Source organism: Streptomyces sp. NPDC052721 (assembly GCF_040678315.1).
GTDB lineage: Bacteria > Actinomycetota > Actinomycetes > Streptomycetales > Streptomycetaceae > Streptomyces.
Genome location: NZ_JBFATL010000002.1, coordinates 313,273 through 337,121, shown reverse-complemented (window position 1 = coordinate 337,121; position 23,849 = coordinate 313,273). Strand labels below are relative to the sequence as shown.

Sequence of the window (23,849 nt, the reverse complement as noted above, 5' to 3'; positions counted from 1 at the left end):
GTGCGTCCCTCTGGACGGGTGCGTCCCTTCGACCAGTGGACGCCTCCACCGGCGCGAACGCAGCAGGCCTGTCGAGTGTTGGAGGCGATTTGGACATCGCTTGCCGAACGGTCGCGAATGAGACGGCTGAGCTTTGCCGTCGACGCCGGCCTTTTGCTTCCCCATGGGGCGCGCGGGGGCGCCCCGAAGGGGCGCGGGGAACCGCGCGGCAAGCCGCCTCAGCCGGCGGAGCGCTTCGCCGCCACCACCGCGTCGAACACGACCCGCTTCGGCAGTCCCGCCTCCGCCGCCACCGCCGCGATGGCCTCCTTGCGGCGCTCGCCGGCCTCCTCCCGGATCCGTACCCGGCGCACCAGCTCCTCCGCGTCGAGTTCCTCGGGCCCGGTCTCGGGCGCTCCCTCGACCACGACGGTGATCTCGCCGCGCACGCCCTCCGCCGCCCACCGGGCCAGCTCGGCCAGCGGACCGCGCCGTACCTCCTCGTACGTCTTGGTCAGCTCCCGGCAGACGGCGGCCCGCCGGTCCGCGCCGAAGACCTCGGCCATGGCGGCGAGGGTGTCGTCGAGCCGGTGCGGGGCCTCGAAGTAGACGAGGGTGCGCCGCTCGCCGGCGACCTCGCGCAGCCGGGACAGCCGTTCGCCGGCCTTGCGGGGCAGGAAGCCCTCGAAGCAGAAGCGGTCGACGGGCAGCCCGGACAGGGCGAGGGCGGTGAGCACGGCGGAGGGGCCCGGCACGGCGGTGACCCGGATGTCCTGCTCCACGGCGGCGGCGACCAGCCGGTAGCCGGGGTCGGAGACGGAGGGCATGCCGGCGTCGGTCACCAGCAGCACGCGCGCGCCCCCGACCAGCTCCTGGACCAGTTCCGGGGTGCGGGCGGACTCGTTGCCCTCGAAGTACGACACCACGCGGCCCTTGGGCGTGACGCCCAGCGCCTGGGTGAGCCGGCGCAGCCGCCGGGTGTCCTCGGCGGCGACCACGTCGGCGCCGGCCAGCTCCTCGGCGAGCCGGGGCGGCGCGTCCGCGATGTCGCCGATGGGGGTACCTGCGAGGACAAGGGTTCCAGTCACACCCCCATCCTCCCAGGAGATCCGGGGCCTCCTCCCCGGAGAACCCGGACCGGCTCCGGGGCCCGTGAGCGGGAGGAAACCGACCGTGTCCGGACCGGTACCGCACATGCACGGGACTCGCACAGGACGTTTCCCTACGATGGCGCGGTGACCAGTACCGCGTCCTCCATGGACCTCCGGCAGGACCAGGCACCGCACGACCGCCGGCCGTCGTGGCAGCGTCGGCTGCGCCGATTCGGGTACGCGCCGGCCACGGACGCGCCCGCGGGCGACGTACGCGACCGGCTGGTGCCGCCGTACGCCGAGCCCAGCCCCCGGCTGTGGCGGGCGCTCGGCGTGCCGCCGCTGCTCGCCGAGCGGCTCACGCGCTGGTCGGGCTGGGGCGGGCCGCTGCTGGTGACGCTGATGGCGGGCGTCATGCGGTTCTGGAACCTGGGCAGCCCGCGCGCGGTGATATTCGACGAGACGTACTACGCGAAGGACGCGTGGGCGCTCGTCCACCGCGGCTTCGAGGTCAGCTGGGACCGGTACGGCAAGAACGCCAACGACATGGTCCTCCAGCAGCACGGGCATCTGGCGATCCCGACGGACCCGGCGTACGTGGTGCACCCGCCGGTCGGCAAGTACGTCATCGGCCTCGGCGAACTGGTCTTCGGGTTCGACCCGTTCGGCTGGCGGTTCATGACGGCGCTGCTGGGCACGCTCTCCGTCCTGCTGCTGTGCCGGATCGGCCGCCGGATGTTCCGCTCGACGTTCCTGGGCTGTCTGGCGGGCGCGCTGATGGCGGTGGACGGCCTGCACTTCGTGATGAGCCGGACCTCGCTGCTCGACGGCGTGCTGATGTTCTTCGTGGTGGCCGCGTTCGGCTGTCTGGTCGTCGACCGGGACCGGGCCAGGGAGAGACTGGCCGCCGCCCTGCCGGCCGGGCCGGACGGGCGGGTACGGCCCGACGAGCGGGTCGCCGACGCCTTCCGTTTCGGGTGGCGCCCGTGGCGCTGGGGGGCCGGGGTGATGCTGGGCCTGGCCGTGGGCACGAAGTGGAACGGCCTGTACATCCTGGCGGCGTTCTGCGTGATGACGGTCCTGTGGGACGTCGGCACCCGCAAGGTGGCGGGCGCGCGTCACCCGTACCTCGCCGTCCTCAAGTACGACACCGGTGCCGCCTTCGTGGCGACGGTCCCGGTGGCGCTGGTGGTCTACCTGGTCTCCTGGACGGGCTGGATCCTCTCCCCGGCCGACGGCACGGGCGGCTACTACCGCAACTGGGCGGCCACCGACGGCAAGGGCGGCACCTGGTCCTTCCTGCCGGACTGGCTGCGCAGCCTGTGGCACTACGAGCACGAGGTGTACAACTTCCACGTCCACCTCGACCAGCCGCACACGTACCAGTCCAACCCGTGGAGCTGGATCGTGCTGGGCCGCCCGGTGTCGTACTTCTACGAGTCCCCCTCCCCCGGCACCGACGGCTGCCCGGTGGACGCGGGCCAGAAGTGCGCCCGGGAGGTTCTGGCGATCGGCACGCCGCTGCTGTGGTGGGCGGCCTGCTTCGCGATCCTCTACGTGCTGTGGCGCTGGGCGTTCCGCCGCGACTGGCGGGCCGGCGCCATCGCCTGCGGCATCGCGGCGGGGTACCTCCCCTGGTTCCACTACCAGGAGCGGACGATCTTCCTCTTCTACGCGGTCGTCTTCCTGCCGTTCCTGTGCCTGGCGGTGGCGATGATGATCGGCGCGATCATCGGCCCGCGGGGCTCCACCGACACCCGCCGCGTGATCGGCGCCTCGGCGGCGGGCGTCCTGGTCCTCCTGATCACCTGGAACTTCATCTACTTCTGGCCCCTGTACACGGGCCAGGCCGTCCCGATCGACTCGTGGCGGTCGCGGATGTGGCTGGACACCTGGGTCTGAGTCACGGTTTCGACAACTCCGGTCACAGCGGCGGCGCAACCGCTTACAGTGCCCCCACGACCTGTTTTGAACATGTTCAACAGGCTGAACGGGAGGGGATGCGCGCCATGCGCAACGGGGTCAAGGCGGCCGTCATCGGCGGCGTGTGCGTCACGCTGCTCGGCGGTGCCGGGTACGGGGTCTACAACGTCGCGTCCGCACTGAACGGCGACGACGGCCCGGGAGGCCCGGCGGCCGTGCGGACCGGTCCGCCCAGCGGCGCCGAGGTGAAGGAGACGAGCGGCGCGTTCTTCACCGCCTGGGAGAAGGGCGACGCGACGGCCGCGGCGTCGTACACGAACTACCCGGAGGCCGCCCAGGAGCTGCTGTCGGCCTACGGCGGCGCCGCGCACATCGGCGAGGTACGGATCACGCCCGGGCCGGCCACCGGCGACACGGTGCCGTTCACGGTCAAGGCGACCGTGTCGTACGCCGGCGTGTCCCGGCCCCTCTCCTACCGCGGCGAGCTGACCGTCGTACGCGGCGAGACCTCGCACCGCGCGCTGGTCGACTGGCAGCCCTCCGTCGTCCACCCGCGCCTGCGCAAGGGGGACACGCTCACCACCGGCGACTCGGCCGCCCCGGAGATCGAGGCCGTGGACCGGAACGGCAAGGTGCTCACCCGGGTGACGTACCCGTCCCTCGGTCCGATCCTGGACGAGTTGCGCAGACGGTACGGCGACAAGACCGGCGGCCGGCCCGGGGTGGAACTCGCGATCCGCCACCAGGCGGCGGCGGACGGCAGCCAGGCCGCGGACACGCCGCTGCTCACCCTGGCCAAGGGCAAGCCCGGCAGGCTCCCCACGACGCTCAGCGCGAGCGCCCAGGCGGCGGCCGAGAAGGCCGTGCTGAAGTACCCCGATTCCTCCGTCGTGGCCGTCAAGCCGAGCACCGGCGAGATACTCGCCGTCGCCAACAACCGCGACGACGGCTTCGACGCGGCCCTCCTCGGTGAACGCGCCCCCGGCTCCACCATGAAGGTCGTCAGCGCGGCGACCCTCATCGACAACGGCCTGACCACGGCGAACGGACCGGCGCCCTGCCCGCCGTCGGCCGTCTGGCAGAGCCAGACCTTCCAGAACCTCAAGGGCATGGTGCCGGACGAGCACGCCACCCTCGCCGACAGCTTCGCCCGCTCCTGCAACACGGCGTTCGTGAAGTTCGCGGACGAGGTGAAGGTCGACTCCCTCACCCGGGAGGCCGAGGACCGGTTCGGGCTCGGGCGGAACAACTGGCAGGTCGGCGTGCCGACGTTCGACGGCCGGGTGCCCGCCTCCGGCGGCCCGGACACCGCGGCCAACCTGATCGGGCAGGGCCAGGTCCAGATGAGCCCGCTGAACATGGCGTCCGTGACGGCCACCGCGAAGACCGGTACCTTCCGCCAGCCCCTGATCGTGCCGCTGAAGCTGGACGACCGTCAGCCGGCCCGCGCGCGCGGGCTGTCGCCGACCACGGTCCAGCAGCTGCGCGCCATGATGAACCGCACCGCGCGCAGCGGCACCGCGGCCGGTGTGATGGCCGGGATGAGCGGGGACGTCGGCGCGAAGACCGGCTCCGCGGAGGTCGACGGGGAGGCCAGGTCGGACAGCTGGTTCACCGGTTACCGCGACGACGTCGCCGCGGCGGCCATGGTCCAGGACGGCGGGCACGGCATCGACGCGGCCGGACCGATTGTCGCAAGCGTGCTACGGAACGCCGGCTGACGTCACCCGGGAAGACGGGGACTTTAAGGTAATTGCCGTCGTTGGGGAATGTGAGGGCTACGGGGACCCTGGGAAAGGTGCGGAGGAACTGAGGCTGTGGGCAAGAGAAGGCGCGTCGCCGAGCGACGCAAGACCCGACCCGCCGTGCTCGGCGGGATGATCGCCGTGGTGGTCGGCGGTGCCGGGTTCGGCGTCTACGCGCTGTACGACGGCGGTGCCGCGGCCGACGAGCGCTCCGCCGCCACGGCCGGTCACAGGACCGTCAAGACCGGCCCGCTCACCGCGACCGAGATCCGCACCGCCTCCACCCGCTTCCTGACCGCCTGGCAGCACGGCAGGGCCGACCGGGCGGCGGACGCCACCGACGACCCCTCCGCCGCCGGGAAGGCGCTCACCGGCTACACCAAGGACGCCCACCTGAAGGACGTCACGCTCACCCCGAAACCCGCGAAGGGCGCCGAGGTGCCGTTCTCCGTGAAGGCCACGGTGGCCTACCGGGGTCTCAGCAAGCCGCTGGCCTACGACAGTTCGCTCACCGTCGTGCGCCGGGCGAGCGACGGCGAGCCGCTGGTCGACTGGCACTCCGCCGTGGTCCACCCGGAACTGCGGGACGGCGACACGCTCGTGACCGGCGCGTCCGGCACCCCGCCGGTCAAGGCGCTGGACCGCGACGGCGGCGAGATCACGGCCGCCAGGTACCCGTCCCTGGGCACGGTGCTGGACGGGCTGCGGGAGAAGTACGGCAAGACGGCGGGCGGCACGGCGGGCGTCGAGCTGCGCGTGGTGCGCGGCAAGGCGGCCAAGGACGCCAAGCTCTCCGACAAGACGCTGGTCGAGCTGAGCAAGGGCACCCCGGGCACCGTGAAGACGACCCTCAGCCCCACCCTCCAGGCCGCCGCCGAGAAGCAGGTGGCGGGGCGCGCGCGGGCCTCGGTGGTCGCGCTGCGGCCCTCGACCGGGGAGATCCTCGCGGTCGCCAACAGCGGGCACGGCTTCAACACCGCCTTCCAGGGCTCCCTCGCACCCGGCTCCACGATGAAGGTCATCACGTCGTCGCTGCTGATCGACAAGGGCCTGGCGTCGGTGGACAAGCCGCACCCCTGCCCCAAGACGTTCACCTACGGCGGCTGGAAGTTCCACAACGACGACGACTTCGAGATCAAGGGCGGCACGTTCAAGGCGAGCTTCGCCCGGTCCTGCAACACCGCCTTCATCAGCCAGGCGAAGAAGCTGAAGAACGACGACCTGACCAAGCAGGCCCAGCAGGTCTTCGGGCTGTCCATGAACAACTGGGCGATCGGCGTGCCCACCTTCGACGGCTCGGTGCCGGTGCAGTCGGCGGCGCAGATGGCGGCCTCGCTGATCGGGCAGGGCGGGGTGCGCATGAACCCGCTGAACATGGCCTCCGTGGCGGCGACCGTGAAGTCCGGCACCTTCCACCAGCCGTACCTGGTCTCGCCGTCCGTGGACCACCGCACGCTGGCCACCGCCTCCCGCACGCTGTCGCCGAAGACGCTGTCCCAGCTGCGCGAGCTGATGCGGTACACGGCCGCGTACGGCACCGCCGCCGAGGCGATGTCGGGGCTCGGCCCGGACTACGGCGCGAAGACCGGCTCGGCGGAGGTCGACGGGCAGAAGAAGCCGAACGGCTGGTTCACCGCCTACCGGGGCGACCTCGCCGCCGCCGGCGTGGTCCAGGCGGGCGGGCACGGTGGTGACACGGCCGGCCCGATCGTGGCGAAGCTGCTGAAGCTCGGGAGCTGACCGGCTCCGGTCGGCTGCGGTCAGCTCCGTACGGGCTCGACGGTGTACGTCCGCCGCAGGAACCGCACCAGCGTCTTCGACTCGAACTGCACCACTTCGACCCCGTCGTCGGTGTGGAACTCGACCACCGCCTGGACGCGCCCGCAGGGCCACACCCGGACGTCGCCGCTCTCGGCCGGCGCCCGCAGTCCCCGTTCGAGGAGCGCGCGGGAGAAGGTCCACTCGTGCGGTCCGGGAAGACCGACCCGGACGGAGCGGGGATCGGTGTCGGGGTCGTACCGCAGTACGACGGGTACGGCCCCGGGATCCTCCTCGTCCGTGACGATATGAGCGCGCGCGTACTGTTCGACCACAGACATCGGACCGCCCTCTCACGCACCGTGACCTATCCGAAAGCTCTGCATCCGCTTTCCCTCAAGAGTGGCACATTTTCCGGTGTGCGCCTCGGTGAGAGACGAGACTTCGTCTCTCTTGCAAAGCATTCGCAACAAGGGCCTAAAATCGTACGGTGCATGTACCTGACGGATTCATCGACGCCCCGACCTCCGCGGTCACCGGAGTGGTGGCCGCCGCCGCCCTCGCGGTGAGCCTGCGCGGCGCCCGCCGCGAACAGGGAGGCACCTCCCACGCGAGCGAAGCCGAGCGTGGGGGAGAGCGGACCGCCCCGCTGGCGGGCCTGGTGGCGGCGTTCATCTTCGCCGTGCAGATGCTCAACTTCCCGGTCGCCGCCGGGACCAGCGGTCACCTCCTGGGCGGAGCCCTGGCCGCGATACTCGTCGGCCCGTACACAGCCGTCCTGTGCGTATCGGTCGTGCTGCTCATGCAGGGCGTGCTGTTCGCCGACGGCGGGCTGACCGCGCTCGGCGTGAACATCACCGACATGGCGATCGTCACGACGGTCGTCTCCTACGCCGTCTTCCGCGGCCTGCTCGCCGTGCTGCCCCGCAAGCGGCGCTCGGTGACCGTGGCCTCCTTCGTCGCCGCGCTGGTGTCCGTGCCGGCCGCCGCGGTCGCCTTCACCCTGATCTACGCGATCGGCGGCACCACCGACGTCTCCCCCGGCAAGGTCGCCACCGCGATGATCGGCGTCCATGTGCTGATCGGCGTCGGCGAGGCCGTCATCACCGCGCTCACGGTGGGCGCGGTCATCGCCGTACGCCCGGACCTGGTGTACGGCGCGCGCGGCCTGCGGCAGCGGCTCCAGTTGCGGGTGAACGGCGCGCTGGTGGACGCACCCGCTCCCACGGCGCCCGTGGCGGCGCGCACCTCGCGCCGCACGCTGTGGGTGACCGGCCTCGTCACCTCCCTCGTCCTCGCCGGCTTCGTCAGCTTCTACGCCTCCGCGAACCCCGACGGCCTGGAGAAGGTCGCGCACGACAAGGGGATCGACAAGAAGGCGAAGGAGCACGCCGCGGCCGACTCGCCGCTCGCCGACTACGGCGTCAGGGACATCTCCGACGCCCGGCTGTCCGGCGGCCTCGCGGGCGTGATCGGCGTCGGCGTCACGGTCGTCGCGGGCAGCGCGGTGTTCTGGGCGCTGCGCAGGCGCCGCAGCGACGACGTCTCCCCCGTGAACACCGGCGTCTGACGTGGGGGCAGGACACGCGCACCGGCTCTACCGGCACGGGCACTCGCCCGTGCACGGCCTGCCGCCGCACACCAAGCTGGCCGCCGCGTTGCTGTTCGTGGTGGTCGTCGTGTCGACCCCGCGCGAGGCGATGTGGGCGTTCGCCGTGTACGCCGTACTGCTGGCGTGTGTCGCGTACCAGGCGCGCGTGCCCGCCGGATTCCTGCTCCGGCGGCTGCTGATCGAGGTGCCGTTCGTCGCGTTCGCGGTGCTCATGCCGTTCGTGGCGGAGGGCGAGCGGGTGCACGTGCTGGGGCTCTCGCTGAGCGTGAACGGGCTGTGGGGCGCCTGGAACGTGCTGGCCAAGGGCACCCTCGGCGTCGCCGCGTCCGTGCTGCTGGCCGCCACCACCGAGCTGCGCGAACTCCTGCTCGGGCTGCAACGGCTGAAGCTGCCGCCGCTGCTCGTGCAGATCGCCTCCTTCATGATCCGCTACGGCGACGTCATCACCGACGAGATGCGCCGGATGCGGATCGCCCGTGAGTCGCGCGGCTTCGAGGCGAAGGGCGTGCGGCACTGGGGTGTGCTCGCCAAGTCCGCCGGCGCGCTGTTCATCCGCTCCTACGAGCGCGGGGAGCGCGTGCATCTCGCCATGATGAGCCGGGGGTACACCGGTTCCATGCCGGTCATCGACGAGGTGACCGCGTCCGGTGCCCAGTGGCGGCACGCCCTGGCACTCCCCTGCGCCGCCCTCGTCGTCTGTCTGCTGGGATGGTTCCTGTGACTGCTTCTCTGGAGGTCTCCGGCCTCGCCTTCGCCTATCCGGACGGACACCAGGCCCTGTTCGGCGTGGACTTCTCGATCGCGCGCGGCGAGCGGGTCGCCCTGCTCGGCCCGAACGGCGCCGGCAAGACGACCCTGGTGCTGCACCTCAACGGCATCCTGAGCGGCGGCACGGGCACGGTGACCGTGGCCGGGCTTCCGGTGTCCAGGCAGCACATGGCCGCGATCCGGCAGAAGGTCGGCATCGTCTTCCAGGACCCGGACGACCAGCTGTTCATGCCGACCGTGCGGGAGGACGTGGCGTTCGGGCCGGCCGCCGCCGGGATCAAGGGGGCCGCGCTGGAGGAGCGGGTGCACAGCGCGCTGGAGCGGGTCGGGATGCGGGAGTTCGCCGACCGGCCGCCGCACCACCTCTCCTTCGGGCAGCGCCGCCGGGTGGCGGTGGCCACCGTGCTCGCCATGGAGCCGGAGATCCTGGTCCTGGACGAGCCGTCCTCCAACCTGGACCCGGCCTCGCGCCGCGAACTCGCCGACATCCTGCGCTCTCTGGACGTCACGGTCCTCATGGTCACGCACGACCTGCCGTACGCCCTGGAGCTGTGCCCGCGCTCCCTCATCCTCAGCGACGGCGTGATCGCGGCGGACGGCCCGACCGGCGCGCTGCTCTCCGACGAGGAGCTGATGCGGGCGCACCGGCTGGAGCTGCCGTTCGGCTTCGACCCGAAGTCCGTGACAATGGGCGCGTGACGAACGAGGACCCGGCCGTCGACGGCTCGCTGCTGCTGGACGACCAGCTGTGCTTCGCGCTGTACGCCGCCCAGCGGGCCGTGACCGCCGCGTACCGCCCGCTGCTGGACGACCTCGGGCTCACCTACCCGCAGTATCTGGTGCTGCTGGTGCTGTGGGAGCGGGGGGAGACCAGCGTGAAGGAACTGGCGCGCGCCCTCCGGCTGGACTACGGCACCGTCTCGCCGCTGCTGAAGCGGCTGGAGGGGGCGGGTCTGGTGCGCAGGGAGCGTGCGGCGGACGACGAGCGCTCGGTGCTGGTCGCGTGCACCGGGCGCGGCGAGGAACTCAGGGAGCGTGCGGCGCGCGTACCCGGCGCGCTGCTCACGACCACGGGGCTCGGCGCGCAGGAGATCGCGCGGTTGCGCGAGGAGTTGTGGAGGCTGACCGAGCGCGTCGACGCGGCGGCGCACCGGTACTGATCCGGCACTGGGCACGCGTTACCCGCGGTTGCGCACCCCTGCCGGTCCACCCTGCCCTACCGGCCAGTACCTTGTGCACGATGTACTTGCGCCACTTGTTCCGGGGGAGGCCGGCCATGACCGAGGGCACCGCTGTCGACACGCGTCCGACGAAGATCATGTACGTCGCCGAGGCCACCGCCCACGGCGGCCGGGACGGCTATGTCACCAGCCACGACGGGCGGATCGAGCTGAAGGTCGCGATGCCTGCGGAACTCGGCGGCGACGGCAACGGCACCAACCCCGAGCAGCTGTTCGCGGCCGGCTACAGCTCCTGCTTCCACAACGCGCTGATCCTGGTCGGCAACCGCGAGGGCTACGACCTGACCGGCTCCACCGTGGCCGCGAAGGTCGGCATCGGCCCGAACAAGCACCGCGGCTACGGCCTCGCGGTCGCCCTCAGCGTCTCCCTGCCGGTGCTGGACGCCGAGGTGGCGGCCCGGCTGGTGGACGCGGCGCACGAGGTGTGCCCGTACTCGAACGCGACGCGCGGCAACATCGACGTAACGATTCTGTTGGGCTGATCCCACCGAGGAATCGCAGGCGTACACCCCGTGTTGCACCCACCGTCGCAGGAGACAGACGAGCGGAAGGGACGGCGGGCGTGGACGTGAACGGCACTGTGGCCGAGGGCTTCGAGCCGGTCAGGGAGGCGTTCGCCGCGAACTTCGCGCTGCTCGGCGAGCGCGGAGCGGCCGTCGCCGTCTACCGGGACGGACACCGGGTCGTGGACCTGTGGGCCGGCACCCGGGACGTGGACGGAACGGCTCCCTGGCAGCGCGGGACCGCGCAGATCGTGCGCTCCGCCACCAAGGGCGTGGCCGCCGCCGCGCTGCTGCTCCTGCACCAGCGCGGCGAACTGGACCTGGACGCACCGGTCGGCACGTACTGGCCGGAGTACAAGGCGGCCGGCAAGGAGCACACGCGCGTGCGGGACCTGCTCGCGCACCGCGCGGGCGTGCCCGTGCTGGACCGCCCGCTGACCCCGGCGCAGGCCGCCGACCCCGACCTGGGTGCCGCCGCCGTCGCCGCGCAGGCGCCCGTGTGGGAGCCGGGCACGGACCACGGCTACCACGCCCAGACCTACAGCTGGCTCACCGGCGAACTGCTCCGCCGGATCACCGGCCGCCCGGCCGGCGACTGGATCGCGGACGAGATCGCCCGGCCGGTCGGAGCGGACCTGTGGCTCGGCCTGCCGGAGTCGGAGCACGCGCGCGTGGGCCGCGTCGGCCCGGTGGACGCGCCCGAGACCGCGGGCGGCCTGAAGACCCGCCCCAAGCGGGCGGTGGCCGAGGCCTACGCCGACCCGGACTCCCTGACCCGCCGCGCCTTCGCCGCGATCACCCCGCTCCCCGACGAGAACGACCCCGGCTACCGCGCCGCCGCCCTGCCCGCCTCCAACGGCATCGCCACGGCCGACGGACTGGCCCGCTTCTACGCCTCGCTCATCGGCGACGTCGACGGCGGGACCCGGCTGTTCACCCCGCAGACCACGGAACTGGCCCGCACGGAGCAGTCCGCCGGACCGGACCGGGTCCTGGTGGTGGGCACCCGCTTCGGCCTCGGTCACATGCTGCACGGCGCCGCGTCCCCGCTGCTCTCCCCCGCCTCCTTCGGCCATCCCGGACGCGGCGGCGCGCTCGGTTTCGCCGACCCGGAGACCGGCATCGCCTTCGGTTACGTCACCAACGGATTCCGGCAGAGCGTCACGGCGGACCCGAGGGCGCAGGCGCTGGTACGAGCGGTCCGCACGGCGCTCGCCTGAGCCGCGCGCCCTCGGCGCACGCCGGGCGCGTGTCACACGTGGATCGGGTGCGACGTCCGTCCGGACGCCTGGTCGATCTCCTCGTGGGCCTTGGTCAGCAGCTGCATGGCCAGTTCGTTGAGGGCACGGGCACCGGCGATCTCCTCGCCCACCCGGGGCTGGTTCGCGTCGACGTTGTGCCGGCTGGCACGGCCGTGGGCCCGTACCTCGGAGCCGTCGGGCAAGCGCACCAGGGCCACCGCGCGCGTGTGCTGATCGTCCTCCATGAACTCCAGCTCGACGTGCCATCCCACAGCGGTGTGCATCATGACGACCACCTCCGAAAATCGCTGCTTCCAGGGTGCGCCACGGCACCCCGGCCCGTCATGTCGGCGCCGGGCGCCGCGCTAACCGGCCCGCAGCATCAGCCCGATCCCCACGACCACCAGGCCCGCCGCCGCGATCCGGGGCGCCCCGAAGCGCTCCTTGAAGAAGAGCGCGCCGATGGCCGCGCCGACGATGATGGACGACTCGCGCAGGGCCGCGACCGGGGCGAGCGCGGCCCTGGTCTGCGCCCACAGCACCAGGCCGTACGCGGCGACGGACAGGGCGGCGCCGAGCAGCCCGAGGACGGCGTACGGCCGCAGCAGCCGCGCCGTGCCGGCACGCGCGCGTGCGTACAGGAACGCGGGCAGCACCGCCCCCTGGACGGCCATGAGCCAGGCGACGTACCCGAGGGACGTGCCCGAGGCCCGTACGCCCATGCCGTCGATGACGGTGTACACGGCGATGGTCAGCCCGGTCCCGAGGGCCGCGCCGATCGCTGCCCACTCGGGCCGCTTCCCGCGCAGCCCCCACAGCCCGACCCCGCTGAGCCCCAGGCACGACACGGCGATGCCGGCGTTCGCCCAGGCGCCGGGCACCTCGTGCGCGAAGACGGCGGCGAGCACGGTGACCACGAGCGGGGCGCTGCCCCGCGCGATGGGGTACGCCTGCCCGAAGTCGCCCAGCCGGAACGAGGTCATCAGCAGCGCGTAGTAGGCGATGTGCACGGCGGCCGAGGCGAACAGGTACGGCCAGGCGGGCCCCGCCGGGAACGCGGTGAACGGTGCCGCCGCGAGCCCGATCAGCAGCCCGCCGCCGGAGATCAGGGCGAAGCCGACGAGCTTGTCGGTGATGCGGTGCGCGATGGCGTTCCAGCTGGCGTGCGTGACGGCGGCGAGCAGGACCGCCGTCGCGACCAGCGGCGTCACCCGCGCTGCTCGCGCACGTCCACCAGCGTCGCGCCCGCGTGGGCGACGAGTTCCTTCGGCTCGATCGGGAAGACGCTGTACGGCGTACCGGCCGCCGCCCAGACCACATCGTGCGCGAGCAGCGAACGGTCGGCGAGGACACGCGTGCGCGTGCGGTGCCCGAAGGGCGGCACCCCGCCGATGGCGTACCCCGTGGTCTCGCGCACGAGCCCGGCGTCGGCCCGGGTGACCCTCCCGGCCCCCAGCTCCCGCCGCACCCGCTCGACATCCACCCGCGAGGCCCCGTCCATGAGCACCAGCACGGGCACCCCGTCGGCGGCGAAGACCAGCGACTTGCAGATCTGGCTCAGCTCGCACCCGATGGCGGCGGCGGCCTCGGCGGCGGTCCGGGTGGCCTCGGGGAAGCTCCGGACCCGGGGCAGCAACTCCCCCAGTCCCGACTCCTCCACGGCGGCGGCGAATCGAGGATGAGCGGTCGTCGTCATACGCGCACGCTAGCGGGAAAGCCGGTGAGGGTGCAGCCCCGTCCCCACGGGCACCCTCACCCGCGGCTCTGTGTCAGCAGCGGTACGTCAGGCGCGTACCAGCTCCTTCTCTTCCTCGGGGTCGGCGTGGGCGCGCAGGCCCTCGCCCTCCACGTCCACGTTGGGCAGCGCGCGGTCCAGCCACTTCGGCAGCCACCAGGCCCGCTTGCCGAGCAGCGCGAGGACCGCCGGGACGATGGCCATGCGGACGAGGAACGCGTCGAAGAAGACGGCGATGGCGAGGCCGAAGCCGATCATCTTGACCATCGACTCGCTGGAGCCGATGAAGCCGGAGAAGACGGCCATCATGATGACGGCGGCGGCGGTCACGACCCGGGCGCCGTGCCTGAAGCCCGTCACCACCGCCTGGCTGGGCTTCTCCCCGTGGACGTGGGCCTCGCGCATACGGGTCACGAGGAACACCTCGTAGTCCATCGCGAGGCCGAAGACGACGCCCACCATGAAGATCGGCATCATCGACATGACCGGGCCGGTCTCCTCGACGTTCATCAGGCCGGACAGCCAGCCCCACTGGAAGACCGCGACCACGGCGCCGAGGGCCGCCATCACGCTGAGCAGGAAGCCGAGCGCCGCCTTCAGCGGGACCAGGATCGAGCGGAAGACCACGATCAGCAGGAGGAAGGCCAGGCCGACCACGAGGGCCAGGTACGGCAGGAGCGCGTCGTTCAGCTTCTGCGAGACGTCGATGTTCATCGCCGTCGAGCCGGTGACCAGGACCTGGGAGCCGGTCTCCCGGGCGATGTCCGCGCCCTTGTCGCGGATGGCGTGCACCAGGTCCTCGGTGGTGGTCGAGGACGGCTTGGAGTCGGGGACGACCGTGATCGTCGCGGTGTCGCCGGCCTTGTTGGGCGTGGCCGGGGTGACCGTGACGACGTCCTTCAGGCCCTTGATCTCGTCACCGACCTCGGCGAACGCGGCCTTGGGGTCGGCGCTGTCCTTGGCGTCGACGACGATCATCAGCGGGCCGTTGAAGCCGGGCCCGAAGCCCTCGGAGAGGAGGTCGTAGGCGCGGCGCTGGGTGGTGGAGGCCGGCTGGGAGCCGTCGTCGGGCAGGCCCAGTTCCAGGGAGGCGGCCGGGATCGCCGCCGCGCCGAGGCCGAGCACCCCGAGCAGCAGGACGGCGACCGGGCGGCGGACGACGAAGCCGGCCCAGCGGGTGCCCATGTTGGGGCGGCCCGGCTTCTTCGGCGTACGGCCGCCGCCGAGCAGCCTGCTCTTCTGACCGGCCGGCTTGATCCTGCGGCCGGCGTAGCCGAGCAGCGCCGGGATCATGGTCAGGGCGATGAGGACGGCGATGGCGACGGTGCCCGCCGCGGCGATGCCCATCTTCGTCAGCATCGGGATGTTGACGACGGACAGACCGACCAGGGCGATGACGACGGTGAGGCCGGCGAAGACGACCGCCGAGCCCGCCGTGCCGACGGCGCGTCCGGCCGCGTCCTCGCGCTCGCGGCCCTCGGCGAGTTCGGCGCGGTAGCGGGAGACGATGAACAGGGCGTAGTCGATGCCGACGGCGAGGCCGATCATCGAGGCCAGGGTGGAGGTGGTGGAGCCCAGGTCCAGGGCGCCGGCGAGCGCGGTGATCGCAAAGACGCCGATGCCGACCCCGACGATGGCGGTGAGCAGCGGGAACCCGGCCGCGAGCAGCGAACCGAAGGTGATGACGAGGACGACCGCGGCGACCGCGATGCCGATGATCTCGCTGGAGCCGGTCTCGGGGGTCGCGGTCAGCGCGTCACCGCCGATCTCGACGGTGAGGCCCGCGTGCCGCGCGTCCTGGGCCGCGTCCTTCAGGGCGTCCTTGGAGGAGTCCTCCAGCTCCATGCCGGAGACCTTGTACTTCACCGAGGCGTAGGCGATGGTGCCGTTCTCGCTGACGGCGTGCCCGGTGTAGGGGTCGGCGACGGAGACGACCTCGGAGCCGCTTCCCAGCTCCTTGACGGTCTTCTCGACGGTCGCCTTGTTGACGGCGTCCGTCATCTTCTCGCCCTTCGGGGCCCTGAAGACGACCCGGGCGGTGGCGCCGTCGGCGCTCATCCCGGGGAAGCGCTGTTCCAGCAGGTCGAAGGCCTTCTGGGCCTCGGTGCCGGGGATGGAGAAGGACGTGTTGCCGGCGGCCGGCGCGGAGGCGGCGCCCACCCCGGCGAGGGTGAGCAGCGCGACCCATATGAGGGCGGCGAAGTGCCGTCGCCGAAAGGCGAGGCGGCCGAGTTTGTAGAGGAACGTGGCCACGGAGGCGTACTCCCGGTCAGGTCGTTGGTGGGCAGGGGTGATCAGCCCGACGACGTGAGCGGTGACGTCAGGTGGTGGGCTTGCCGGGGAAGAGCGTTCAGCTCGCGGGAACGCCGAGGGCGGGGAGGACCACGGCGTCGATGTACGAAAGGAGGAAGTCCTGCGTCGGCGGCTGTTCGTCGATCATGGTGCGCGCGGCGAACCCGCCGATCATCATGTGCATCACGAACCCGATCGCGGGGTTGTCCGCACGGACCTCGCCCCGGTCGATCGCCCGTCGCAGCACACGGTGGAACTCCGCCGTCTCCGGCTCGATGAGGTGCTCGCGGAACGCCTTGAGCAGATCCGGGTTGCCGTGCACCGCCATGGCCAGGCCCCGCATCAGCGCGGAACTCTGTTCCATCTCGCAGTCGTCCGCACGCAGGGTGATCGCGTGCAGGTCGCCCTTGAGGGAGCCGGTGTCGACGTCTCCGGCCCGGCCCGGCTTGGTGTGCCGCACGGCCTTGGCGACCAGTTCGGCCTTGCCGCCCCACTGGCGGTAGAGCGTGGCCTTGCTGGACCGGGTGCGGGCGGCCACGGCGTCCATGGTGAGGGCGTCGTAGCCGACCTCGCGGAGCAGGTCGAGCACGGCCTCGTACAGCTCGGCCTCGCGCTCGGGCGTGATCCGGCTGCGACGTGTCGCCGCGACAGCTTCGGTCATGCCCGTCACCTTCCCGCTTCCGGAGCTTCTTCTTCGTACATCCATGAAGATACCCCGTGCATCAACGAAACGAAACGGTTTCGTACGTGTGCTGGGTCACGAAGGTGAAGGACCTGTAAGGAACGGGACAGCGCGGGCCCCGAGTTGCTGGTGCCGTGTGACCGGAAAAGCATGGGGACGTGAGCTATCTGCGCCTTCCCCACCTCAGCGGCGACCTGCTGTGCTTCGTCGCGGAGGACGACCTCTGGCTGGCCCCCCTCGACGCCCCGGGCCGCGCCTGGCGGCTCACCGCGGACCGCACCAAGACCGGCCACCCGCGCTTCTCGCCCGACGGCCGCCGGATCGCCTACACGACCTGGCGCAGCCTCGTCCCCGAGATCCACCTCGTCGACGTCGACGGCGGCCCCGGACGCCAGCTGACCTACTGGGGCAGCGCCGACACCCAGGTGTGCGGCTGGACCCCGGAGAGCGACATCCTGGCCGTGGCCTCCCACGGCCAGCCCTTCTCCCACTTCACCTGGGCCTACAAGGTCCCCGCCGACGGCGACCCGGGCGGGCGGCTGCCCTGGGGCCCGGTCGCCGACATCCAGTGCGCCGACATCGCCGGCGAGCACAAGACCCTGCTGCTCACCGGTACCCCGCCGCACGAACCGGCCTCCTGGAAGCGCTACCGCGGCGGTGCCATGGGCCGCCTGTGGCTGCACGGGCAGCGCCTGCTGCCGGACCTCGACGGCCATCTGGCCTGCCCCCTGTTCGTCGCCGGCCGGATCGCCTTCCTCTCCGACCACGAGGGCGTCGGCAACCTCTACTCCTGCGCCTACGACGGCACCGACCTGCGCCGGCACACCGACCACGACGCCTTCTACGCCCGGCACGCCTCCGGTGACGGCGACCGGGTGGTCTACCAGTGCGCGGGCGACCTGTGGCTGGTGGACGACTTCTCCCCGGGCGGGATGCCGCGCAAGCTCGACATCCGGCTCGCCGGACCGCGCACCGGCCGCCGCCGCTATCAGGTGCCGGCCGCACAGAACATCGACGGCATCTCCGTGGACGAGACCGGCCGGGCCAGCGCGGTCGTCGTCCGCGGCAGCCTGTACTGGCTCACCCACCGCGACGGACCGGCCCGTACGATCACCGACACGCCCGGCGTCCGGGCACGGCTGCCCGAGATGCTGGGCTCCAGCGGGCAGGTCGCCTACGTCACCGACGCCGAGGGCGAGGACGCCGTCGAGATCGCCCACCTGCCCCGCGCCACCGGCGACCGCGCGCCCCGGCGGCTGGCCTCCGGCGCGCTGGGCCGGATCCTGGAGATGGCCTGCGACCCCCAGGGCGAACGCCTGGCCGTGGCCTCCCACGACGGGCGGCTGCTGCTGATCGACGTGCCGGAGGAGGGGGCGACGGAGCCGGAGGAGGGGGCGACGGAGCCGGACACCGCCGAGGCGGGGACCGGGATCACCGAGCTGATCCGGTCCATCAACGGCCCGGTCCGCGACCTCGCCTTCTCCCCCGACGGGTCCTGGCTCACCTGGTCGCACCCCGGCATCGGCCGCTCCCTGCGCAAGATCAAGCTGGCCCGCATCAAGGACCGGCTGATCGTGGACGTGACGAACGGCCGCTTCGAGGACGAGAACCCGGTCTTCACCCGCGACGGCCGCTACCTCGCCTTCCTGTCCTGGCGCGGCTTCGACCCGGTCTACGACGTGCACACCGGCGACCTGTCCTTCCCGCTCGGCTGCCGCCCGTACCTCGTCCCGCTCTCCTCCGCGACCCCGTCCCCGTTCGCCCTCAACCCCGAGGGCCGCCCGGCCGCCGGCGGGCTCGATCCGCTGGAGGACGAGGAGACCGGCGAGGCAGGCGCGGTGATGGTCGAGGTGGAGGGGCTGGCGAACCGGGTCACGCCGTTCCCGGTGATCGCCTCCAAGTACTCCGGGCTGTACCCGGTCGCGGGCGGCGGCCTGGTCTGGCTGCGCTGGCCGATCTCCGGCGCGCTCGGCGAGACCTTCGTCAATCCGGCCGACATCAGCGGACGCCCGACCCTGGAGTACTTCAACATCGCCAAGGCGAAGAAGTCCGAACTGGTCGACCACCTGGACTGGTTCACGGTGAGCGGCGACGGCACCCGGCTGGTCGTCGTGGACGAGGGCGACCTGCGGGCGGTGCCGTCGACCGAGATCGGCGACGCCGACTCGACCGTCTGGATCGACGTGCGCCGCATCCTGCACCAGGCCGACCCGCCCGCCGAATGGCGCCAGGCCTACGCCGAGGCGGGCCGCCTGATCCGCGCCTACTTCTGGGAGCCGGGCATGTGCGGCATCGACTGGGACGCGGTGCTCGACCAGTACCGTCCACTGGTCGAACGGGTCGCGTCCCCCGACGAGTTCGCCGACCTGCTCCGCGAGGTCCTCGGCGAGCTGGGCACCTCGCACGCCTACGTCACCGCCGCCCGCCGCAACGAGGGCCCGCCGCACTACCAGCGCTGGCAGGGCCTCCTCGGCGCCAACTTCGTCCGCCGGGACGGCCGCTGGGTGGTCAAGCGCATCCTCGCCGGCGACTCCTCCGACTCCAAGGCCCGCTCACCGCTGGCCGGCACGGGCATCCGCGAGGGCGCCGTCCTCACCCACGTCGACGGCCGCCCGGTCGACCCGGTGACCGGCCCGTATCCACTGCTGGCCGGCTCGGGCGGTACGACGGTGGAGCTGACGTTCACACCGTCCGAGGACGAGACCGGGCACGCCCGCCGGGTCGCCGTCGTCCCGCTCGTCGACGAGCGACCGCTGCGCTACCAGGACTGGGTGGCCAAACGCCGCGAGGTCGTACGCGAGTTGAGCGGCGGCAAGTGCGGCTACCTGCACATCCCCGACATGGGCGGCTCCGGCTGGGCCCAGTTCAACCGCGATCTGCGCATGGAGGTGTCCCGGCCGGCGCTGATCGTGGACGTGCGCGGCAACGCGGGCGGCCACATCAGCGAACTCGTCATCGAGAAGCTGACCCGGACGATCCTGGGCTGGGACCTGACCCGCGACGCGCAACCGGTGTCGTACACCTCGAACGCCCCGCGCGGGCCCGTGGTCGCCCTGGCCGACGAGGCGACCTCCTCCGACGGCGACATGATCACCGCCGCCTTCAAGCTGCTGAAGCTCGGCCCGGTCGTCGGCCAGCGCACCTGGGGCGGAGTGGTCGGCATGACCGGCCGGCACCGCCTCGGCGACGGCACGGTCATCACCGTACCCATGAACGCGGCCTGGTTCGACGCCTACGGCTGGTCCGTGGAGAACCACGGCGTCGCCCCCGACCTGGAGATCCTGCGCACCCCCCTGGACTGGGCGGAGGGCCGCCACGCCCAGCTCGCCGACGCGGTGGAACTCGCCCTGGAACTCCTGGAGTCCAACCCGGCGGCGATCCCCCCGACCTACAGCGACGTCCCGAACAGGTCCCGCCCGAAGCTGCCCCCGAGGGCGACTTCGTGAATCACCCCCCAGAACCGACGCGGGGCACCCTCCTGGAAGAAGGGCACCCCACGCCGACCGGCCGAAGCCGAGCGCAGCGGTCAGGCGTCGTAGTCCCGGTCGAACCGGTCCTCCATCTGCTGCTCCGTGTCCTCGACGTCACGGTAGTTCTGGCCGCCCCGCTCCGGCGGCTGCTGGCCCTGGCGGCCCTGCTGCTGGCCCTGGCGGCCCTGCTGCTGACCCTGGCGGCCCTGCTGCTGACCGCGCTGGCCGGCCTTCTCGCGGCCCTGGTCCATCTTCTCCTTGGCCTGGCGCGACTTCTCCTGGAACTGGTCCTTCATACCCATGTGGGTTCACTCCCGTGATGAGTGGGGGTCCGGCCCCGTCGGTGGGGCCTCGACCAGATTCACACGGGCGAACACAGCCTGCATGTCGATCAGTTACCGTGCGTAGCACGGACCGCCTCGTCGGCCGCCCCACCTGCGCCGACGAGCCCGGAACGCATGCCCTTCAGGCGGGGCGCGAACCGCTTCATCTCGCGCTGCCCGACCGCCCCGATGAGCGCCGGCAGATATCCGCGCACCCCCTGCATGCCGCGCAGCCACCACTGCCCGTACACATGCGCCGAGCGCCGCTCGATCCCGTCGACCAGCCGGTCCACCGTCGGGCCCAGCGGGTACGTCTTGTTCGCCGGCCACGTCAGCCGCTGCCGCAGTTCCCGCATGACGTCGTCCTGGTCGGCGCCGCGCACCATGTCGGTGTCGGTCCAGGACAGATATCCGACGCCGACACGGACGCCCTGGTAGCCCACCTCGGCGCGCAGACTGTGCGCGTACGCCTCCACGCCCGACTTGGACGCGCAGTACGCCGTCATCATCGGCGCGGGTGTGATCGCGGCGAGCGAGGCGATCTGGAGGAGATAGCCGCGGCTCTCCACGAGCACCGGCAGGAACGCCCGCGCGGTCACCGCCGAACCGATGAGGTTCACCTCGATCACCCGCCGCCAGGCCTGCGGATCGGAGTCGGCGAACGGACCGCCCGTCGCCACACCGGCGTTGGCGACCACGATGTCGACCTTCCCGAACCGCTCCTTCACCTCCTCGGCGACCCTGCTCATCGTCTCGTGGTCGGTGACGTCGGCGTACCAGTGGGCGCTGTCGCTGTGCAGCCGCCCGGAGACCTCTTTCAGCGCCTCCTCCTCCAGCCCGACCAGCGCGACCTTCGCGCCGCGCGCGGACAGTTTGCGCGCCAGCAGCTCACCGACGCCGCGCGCCGCTCCCGTGACGACCGCGACCTGCCCTTCGAGGCTGACCCTGCTCATGCGCTCTCCTTGATCTGCGCGGGGGTGGAACCGTGTTCGGGGACAGCCCCCGTGACATACGTGCCGACGAGTTCCCGGATGCGGGCGGTCACCAGCTCCGGGGCCTCGATCGGGGTCATGTGGCCGACGCCGGGCAGCTCGGTGAGGCCGACGCAGTGCGGCAGCGCGGCGACCAGCGCCTGGGCGTGCACCGGAGGCGTGAGCCGGTCGGACGCGCCGTGCAGCACGGCGGTGGGCGCGCTCAACCGCCGTATGCCGTGGTCGAGATCGAGCGCGGCGAGGACGGCCGACCATGCGTGCCGCGCGGCGCGCGGGCAGGCGTGCACGATCCGCGCGCACGCCTCCACCATGTGCGGGGCGGAACCGGGGCCCATCGTCGCGTACTTGAGGATGCTCCGCGCGACCGGTGTGACCGGCCCGAGGGGCGCGCGGGAACCGAGCACGCGCCCGGTGATCCAGGTGCGCACGCGCCCGGCGCGCAACGGCACCACACGCGACTGGGCGACCAGCCGTGAACTCCCCGTGCTGCACAGCAGGACGGCGGCGGCGTGCTCCCGGAAGCGGGGGCGCTCGGCCGCGGCCATGACCGTCATGCCGCCCATGGAGTGACCGACGACAAGCGCCTTCTCCCCGCGCGTCAGGGTCTGCGCGAGCACCGCTTCGAGATCGTCCGCCAGCGCCCGGGTGGTGCAGGCGGGGCTCGCGGGACTGCGCCCGTGCCCCCTCTGGTCGTAGGCGATCACCCGGTGGTCGGCGGCCAGGTCCCGTATCTGGGCCGCCCAGAACGCCGTCGAGCAGGTCCAGCCGTGGGAGAGGACGACCGGTGGCGCGTCCGCGGGGCCGTGCACCTCGACGTGCAGCCGCCCGCCGTCGGCGGAGACGGCGGTGAGGGTGCGGGCCGGGGCGGGCGGGGCGTAGGGGCCGGAGGTGACGTGGGCGCTCCGGCTCATGCGGCGGCCCCGCTCTTCCGGCCGGCCGCGTCGGCGCCGGGGCCGGACACCGGCGCGGGCTTCCGGAGGACCTCGTACTCGGCGAGGTCCACCCGCCGGGTGGCGCGCCGGAACTCGGTCGTCGTACCGGGCCAGATGGTGGTGTTGCGGCCGCTCGCGTCCAGGTACCAGCTGGTGCAGCCGCCGGTGCTCCACACGGTCCGCTTCATGCGCTCCTGCACCCGGTCGTTCCAGGCCTCCACGGCGGCCGGCCGGGCGTCGAGGGCGGTACGGCCGCCCAGGACGTCGAGCTGGCGCAGATAGTCCGCCATGTAGGTGAGCTGGGACTCGATCATGAGGATCATGGAGGAGTTCCCGAGGCCGGTGTTGGGCCCGATGATCGTCATCCAGTTCGGGAACCCGGCCGCCGAGGCGCCGCGCAGCGCCCGCATGCCGTTCTTCCAGGACTCCGCGAGCGTGATGCCCTCCGCGCCGACCACGCGCTCGGCGATGGGCATGTCCGTGACGTGGAAGCCGGTGCCGAAGACGATCGCGTCGACCTCGGCCTCGGTGCCGTCGGCCGCCACGACCGTGGATCCGCGGATCTCGCTCAGCCCGCTGGCGACGACGTCCACATTCGGTTCGGCCAGCGCCGGGTAGTACGCGCTGGACAGCAGGATCCGCTTGCAGCCGATGCGGTAGTCCGGGGTGAGCTTGGCGCGCAGGGCCGGGTCCTTGATCGCGCGGGCCATGTTCCGCTTGGCGAGCTGTTCGACCAGGCCGAGTTCGTCCGGGTGCTTGGTGAACGCCTGCACCTGGAGCTCCCGGATGCCCCACAGCAGTCCGCGCCGTGCCTGGGCGGTGACGGGCAGCCGCCGGTGCAGCCAGCGCTCGGCGCCGCTGATGGCGCGGTCGACGCGGGGCAGCACCCAGGGCGGGGTGCGCTGGAAGAGGGTGAGCCGGCGGACCTGCGGCTGGATGGCGGGGACGATCTGGATGGCGGAGGCGCCGGTGCCGACCATGGCGACCCGCTTGCCGCGCAGGTCGTAGTCGTGGTCCCAGCGGGCGGAGTGGAACACCTTGCCCGGGAAGGAGGCGAGGCCGGGGACGTCGGGGATCTTCGGGTCGGACAGCGGCCCGGTGGCGGAGACGACGACGTCGGCGGTCAGCGCGCCGCGGGTGGTCTCGATGTTCCACCGCAGGTGCTCGTTGTCCCAGGTCATCAGTTTGACCTCGGAGTCGAGGCGGAGGTGCGGGCGCAGTCCGAAGAGGTCGGTGACGTGCTCCAGGTAGGCGCGGATGTGCGGCTGCCCGGAGAAGGTGCGCGGCCAGTCCGGGTTGGGCGCGAAGGAGAAGGAGTAGAGGTGCGAGGGCACGTCACAGGCGCACCCGGGGTAACTGTTGTCCCGCCAGGTGCCGCCGACGCTGTCGGCCCGTTCCAGGACGACGAAGTCGGTGATTCCCTCGCGGCGCAGCCGCACGGCGGCCCCCAGCCCGCCGAACCCGGACCCGATCACCGCCACCCGTACATGCTCGTGCTCGGCCATCCCGAAGCCTCCACGCATCACCTAGGAACTCTGCCAGTGAACACTGGCGCAATGGGA

21 protein-coding genes are annotated in these 23,849 nt (G+C 72.2%); 10 read left to right on the top strand and 11 right to left on the bottom strand.

Annotated features, from left to right (window positions below; all coding sequences use genetic code 11):
- Window positions 1-218 precede the first annotated feature (218 nt).
- Window positions 219-1,067, bottom strand: coding sequence for a 16S rRNA (cytidine(1402)-2'-O)-methyltransferase (gene rsmI, locus AB0L21_RS03570; RefSeq protein WP_365702562.1), 849 nt, complete (start codon window positions 1,065-1,067; stop codon window positions 219-221).
- A 147-nt stretch (window positions 1,068-1,214) separates the two neighbouring features.
- Here rsmI and AB0L21_RS03565 point away from each other — a divergent pair, with 147 nt between their 5' ends.
- From AB0L21_RS03565 to AB0L21_RS03555, 3 genes are all read left to right on the top strand, one after another.
- The gene (locus AB0L21_RS03565) at window positions 1,215-2,972 is read left to right on the top strand and encodes a phospholipid carrier-dependent glycosyltransferase (protein WP_365781982.1); all 1,758 of its coding nucleotides are present in this window, start codon (window positions 1,215-1,217) and stop codon (window positions 2,970-2,972) included.
- A 107-nt stretch (window positions 2,973-3,079) separates the two neighbouring features.
- Window positions 3,080-4,714, top strand: a complete 1,635-nt coding sequence (locus AB0L21_RS03560; RefSeq protein WP_365702548.1) for a penicillin-binding transpeptidase domain-containing protein — start codon at window positions 3,080-3,082, stop codon at window positions 4,712-4,714.
- Window positions 4,715-4,810: 96 nt separating this feature from the next.
- A complete protein-coding gene (locus tag AB0L21_RS03555) occupies window positions 4,811-6,478 on the top strand; it encodes a penicillin-binding transpeptidase domain-containing protein (RefSeq protein WP_365781980.1) in 1,668 nt (555 codons plus the stop codon).
- 20 nt (window positions 6,479-6,498) lie between these two features.
- Here AB0L21_RS03555 and AB0L21_RS03550 read toward each other — a convergent pair whose 3' ends face one another.
- Window positions 6,499-6,837: an SsgA family sporulation/cell division regulator gene (locus AB0L21_RS03550; RefSeq protein WP_103809895.1), complete on the bottom strand. Its 339-nt coding sequence runs from the start codon at window positions 6,835-6,837 to the stop codon at window positions 6,499-6,501.
- Between the two features lie 149 nt (window positions 6,838-6,986).
- Here AB0L21_RS03550 and AB0L21_RS03545 point away from each other — a divergent pair, with 149 nt between their 5' ends.
- From AB0L21_RS03545 to AB0L21_RS03520, 6 genes are all read left to right on the top strand, one after another.
- Complete coding sequence (locus tag AB0L21_RS03545; RefSeq protein WP_365781978.1) at window positions 6,987-8,066, top strand: energy-coupling factor ABC transporter permease; 1,080 nt, start codon at window positions 6,987-6,989, stop codon at window positions 8,064-8,066.
- 1 nt (window position 8,067) lies between these two features.
- Window positions 8,068-8,829: a cobalt ECF transporter T component CbiQ gene (gene cbiQ / locus AB0L21_RS03540; protein WP_365702542.1), complete on the top strand. Its 762-nt coding sequence runs from the start codon at window positions 8,068-8,070 to the stop codon at window positions 8,827-8,829.
- A complete protein-coding gene (locus tag AB0L21_RS03535) occupies window positions 8,817-9,575 on the top strand; it encodes an ABC transporter ATP-binding protein (protein WP_365702540.1) in 759 nt (252 codons plus the stop codon). Before cbiQ ends, AB0L21_RS03535 begins: the two co-directional genes overlap by 13 nt.
- Entirely contained in the window at window positions 9,572-10,036 is a 465-nt protein-coding gene (locus AB0L21_RS03530; RefSeq protein ID WP_365781976.1) for a MarR family transcriptional regulator, read from the top strand. The genes AB0L21_RS03535 and AB0L21_RS03530 overlap by 4 nt, the downstream gene beginning before the upstream one ends.
- Window positions 10,037-10,152: 116 nt before the next feature.
- On the top strand, window positions 10,153-10,599 hold the full coding sequence (locus AB0L21_RS03525; protein ID WP_365702536.1) for an organic hydroperoxide resistance protein: 447 nt from the start codon (window positions 10,153-10,155) through the stop codon (window positions 10,597-10,599).
- Between the two features lie 80 nt (window positions 10,600-10,679).
- Entirely contained in the window at window positions 10,680-11,840 is a 1,161-nt protein-coding gene (locus AB0L21_RS03520; protein WP_365781974.1) for a serine hydrolase domain-containing protein, read from the top strand.
- 32 nt (window positions 11,841-11,872) lie between these two features.
- Here the strand turns inward: AB0L21_RS03520 and AB0L21_RS03515 are convergent, their stop codons facing one another.
- The 5 genes from AB0L21_RS03515 to AB0L21_RS03495 all read right to left on the bottom strand — a co-directional run bounded on the left by AB0L21_RS03515 (window position 11,873) and on the right by AB0L21_RS03495 (window position 16,549).
- On the bottom strand, window positions 11,873-12,148 hold the full coding sequence (locus AB0L21_RS03515) for a DUF1876 domain-containing protein (protein ID WP_365702531.1): 276 nt from the start codon (window positions 12,146-12,148) through the stop codon (window positions 11,873-11,875).
- A 78-nt stretch (window positions 12,149-12,226) separates the two neighbouring features.
- Window positions 12,227-13,072, bottom strand: a complete 846-nt coding sequence (locus AB0L21_RS03510; RefSeq protein WP_365781972.1) for a DMT family transporter — start codon at window positions 13,070-13,072, stop codon at window positions 12,227-12,229.
- A complete protein-coding gene (locus tag AB0L21_RS03505; protein ID WP_365781970.1) occupies window positions 13,069-13,557 on the bottom strand; it encodes a YbaK/EbsC family protein in 489 nt (162 codons plus the stop codon). The genes AB0L21_RS03510 and AB0L21_RS03505 overlap by 4 nt, the downstream gene beginning before the upstream one ends.
- Window positions 13,558-13,644: 87 nt before the next feature.
- Window positions 13,645-15,849 (bottom strand): MMPL family transporter, encoded by a 2,205-nt coding sequence (locus AB0L21_RS03500; protein WP_365781968.1) that lies wholly within the window; start codon window positions 15,847-15,849, stop codon window positions 13,645-13,647.
- Window positions 15,850-15,946: 97 nt separating this feature from the next.
- Window positions 15,947-16,549: a TetR/AcrR family transcriptional regulator gene (locus AB0L21_RS03495; protein ID WP_365702523.1), complete on the bottom strand. Its 603-nt coding sequence runs from the start codon at window positions 16,547-16,549 to the stop codon at window positions 15,947-15,949.
- 179 nt (window positions 16,550-16,728) lie between these two features.
- Between AB0L21_RS03495 and AB0L21_RS03490 the strand changes: the two genes are divergently transcribed.
- Window positions 16,729-20,016 (top strand): S41 family peptidase, encoded by a 3,288-nt coding sequence (locus tag AB0L21_RS03490; protein ID WP_365702521.1) that lies wholly within the window; start codon window positions 16,729-16,731, stop codon window positions 20,014-20,016.
- 80 nt (window positions 20,017-20,096) lie between these two features.
- Here AB0L21_RS03490 and AB0L21_RS03485 read toward each other — a convergent pair whose 3' ends face one another.
- The 4 genes from AB0L21_RS03485 to AB0L21_RS03470 form a co-directional block, all read right to left on the bottom strand.
- Window positions 20,097-20,342: a hypothetical protein gene (locus tag AB0L21_RS03485; protein WP_365781966.1), complete on the bottom strand. Its 246-nt coding sequence runs from the start codon at window positions 20,340-20,342 to the stop codon at window positions 20,097-20,099.
- Between the two features lie 89 nt (window positions 20,343-20,431).
- Complete coding sequence (locus AB0L21_RS03480) at window positions 20,432-21,316, bottom strand: SDR family oxidoreductase (RefSeq protein WP_365781964.1); 885 nt, start codon at window positions 21,314-21,316, stop codon at window positions 20,432-20,434.
- The gene (locus AB0L21_RS03475; RefSeq protein ID WP_365781962.1) at window positions 21,313-22,266 is read right to left on the bottom strand and encodes an alpha/beta hydrolase; all 954 of its coding nucleotides are present in this window, start codon (window positions 22,264-22,266) and stop codon (window positions 21,313-21,315) included. Before AB0L21_RS03475 ends, AB0L21_RS03480 begins: the two co-directional genes overlap by 4 nt.
- On the bottom strand, window positions 22,263-23,792 hold the full coding sequence (locus AB0L21_RS03470) for an NAD(P)/FAD-dependent oxidoreductase (protein ID WP_365702513.1): 1,530 nt from the start codon (window positions 23,790-23,792) through the stop codon (window positions 22,263-22,265). The genes AB0L21_RS03475 and AB0L21_RS03470 overlap by 4 nt, the downstream gene beginning before the upstream one ends.
- Window positions 23,793-23,849 lie beyond the last annotated feature (57 nt).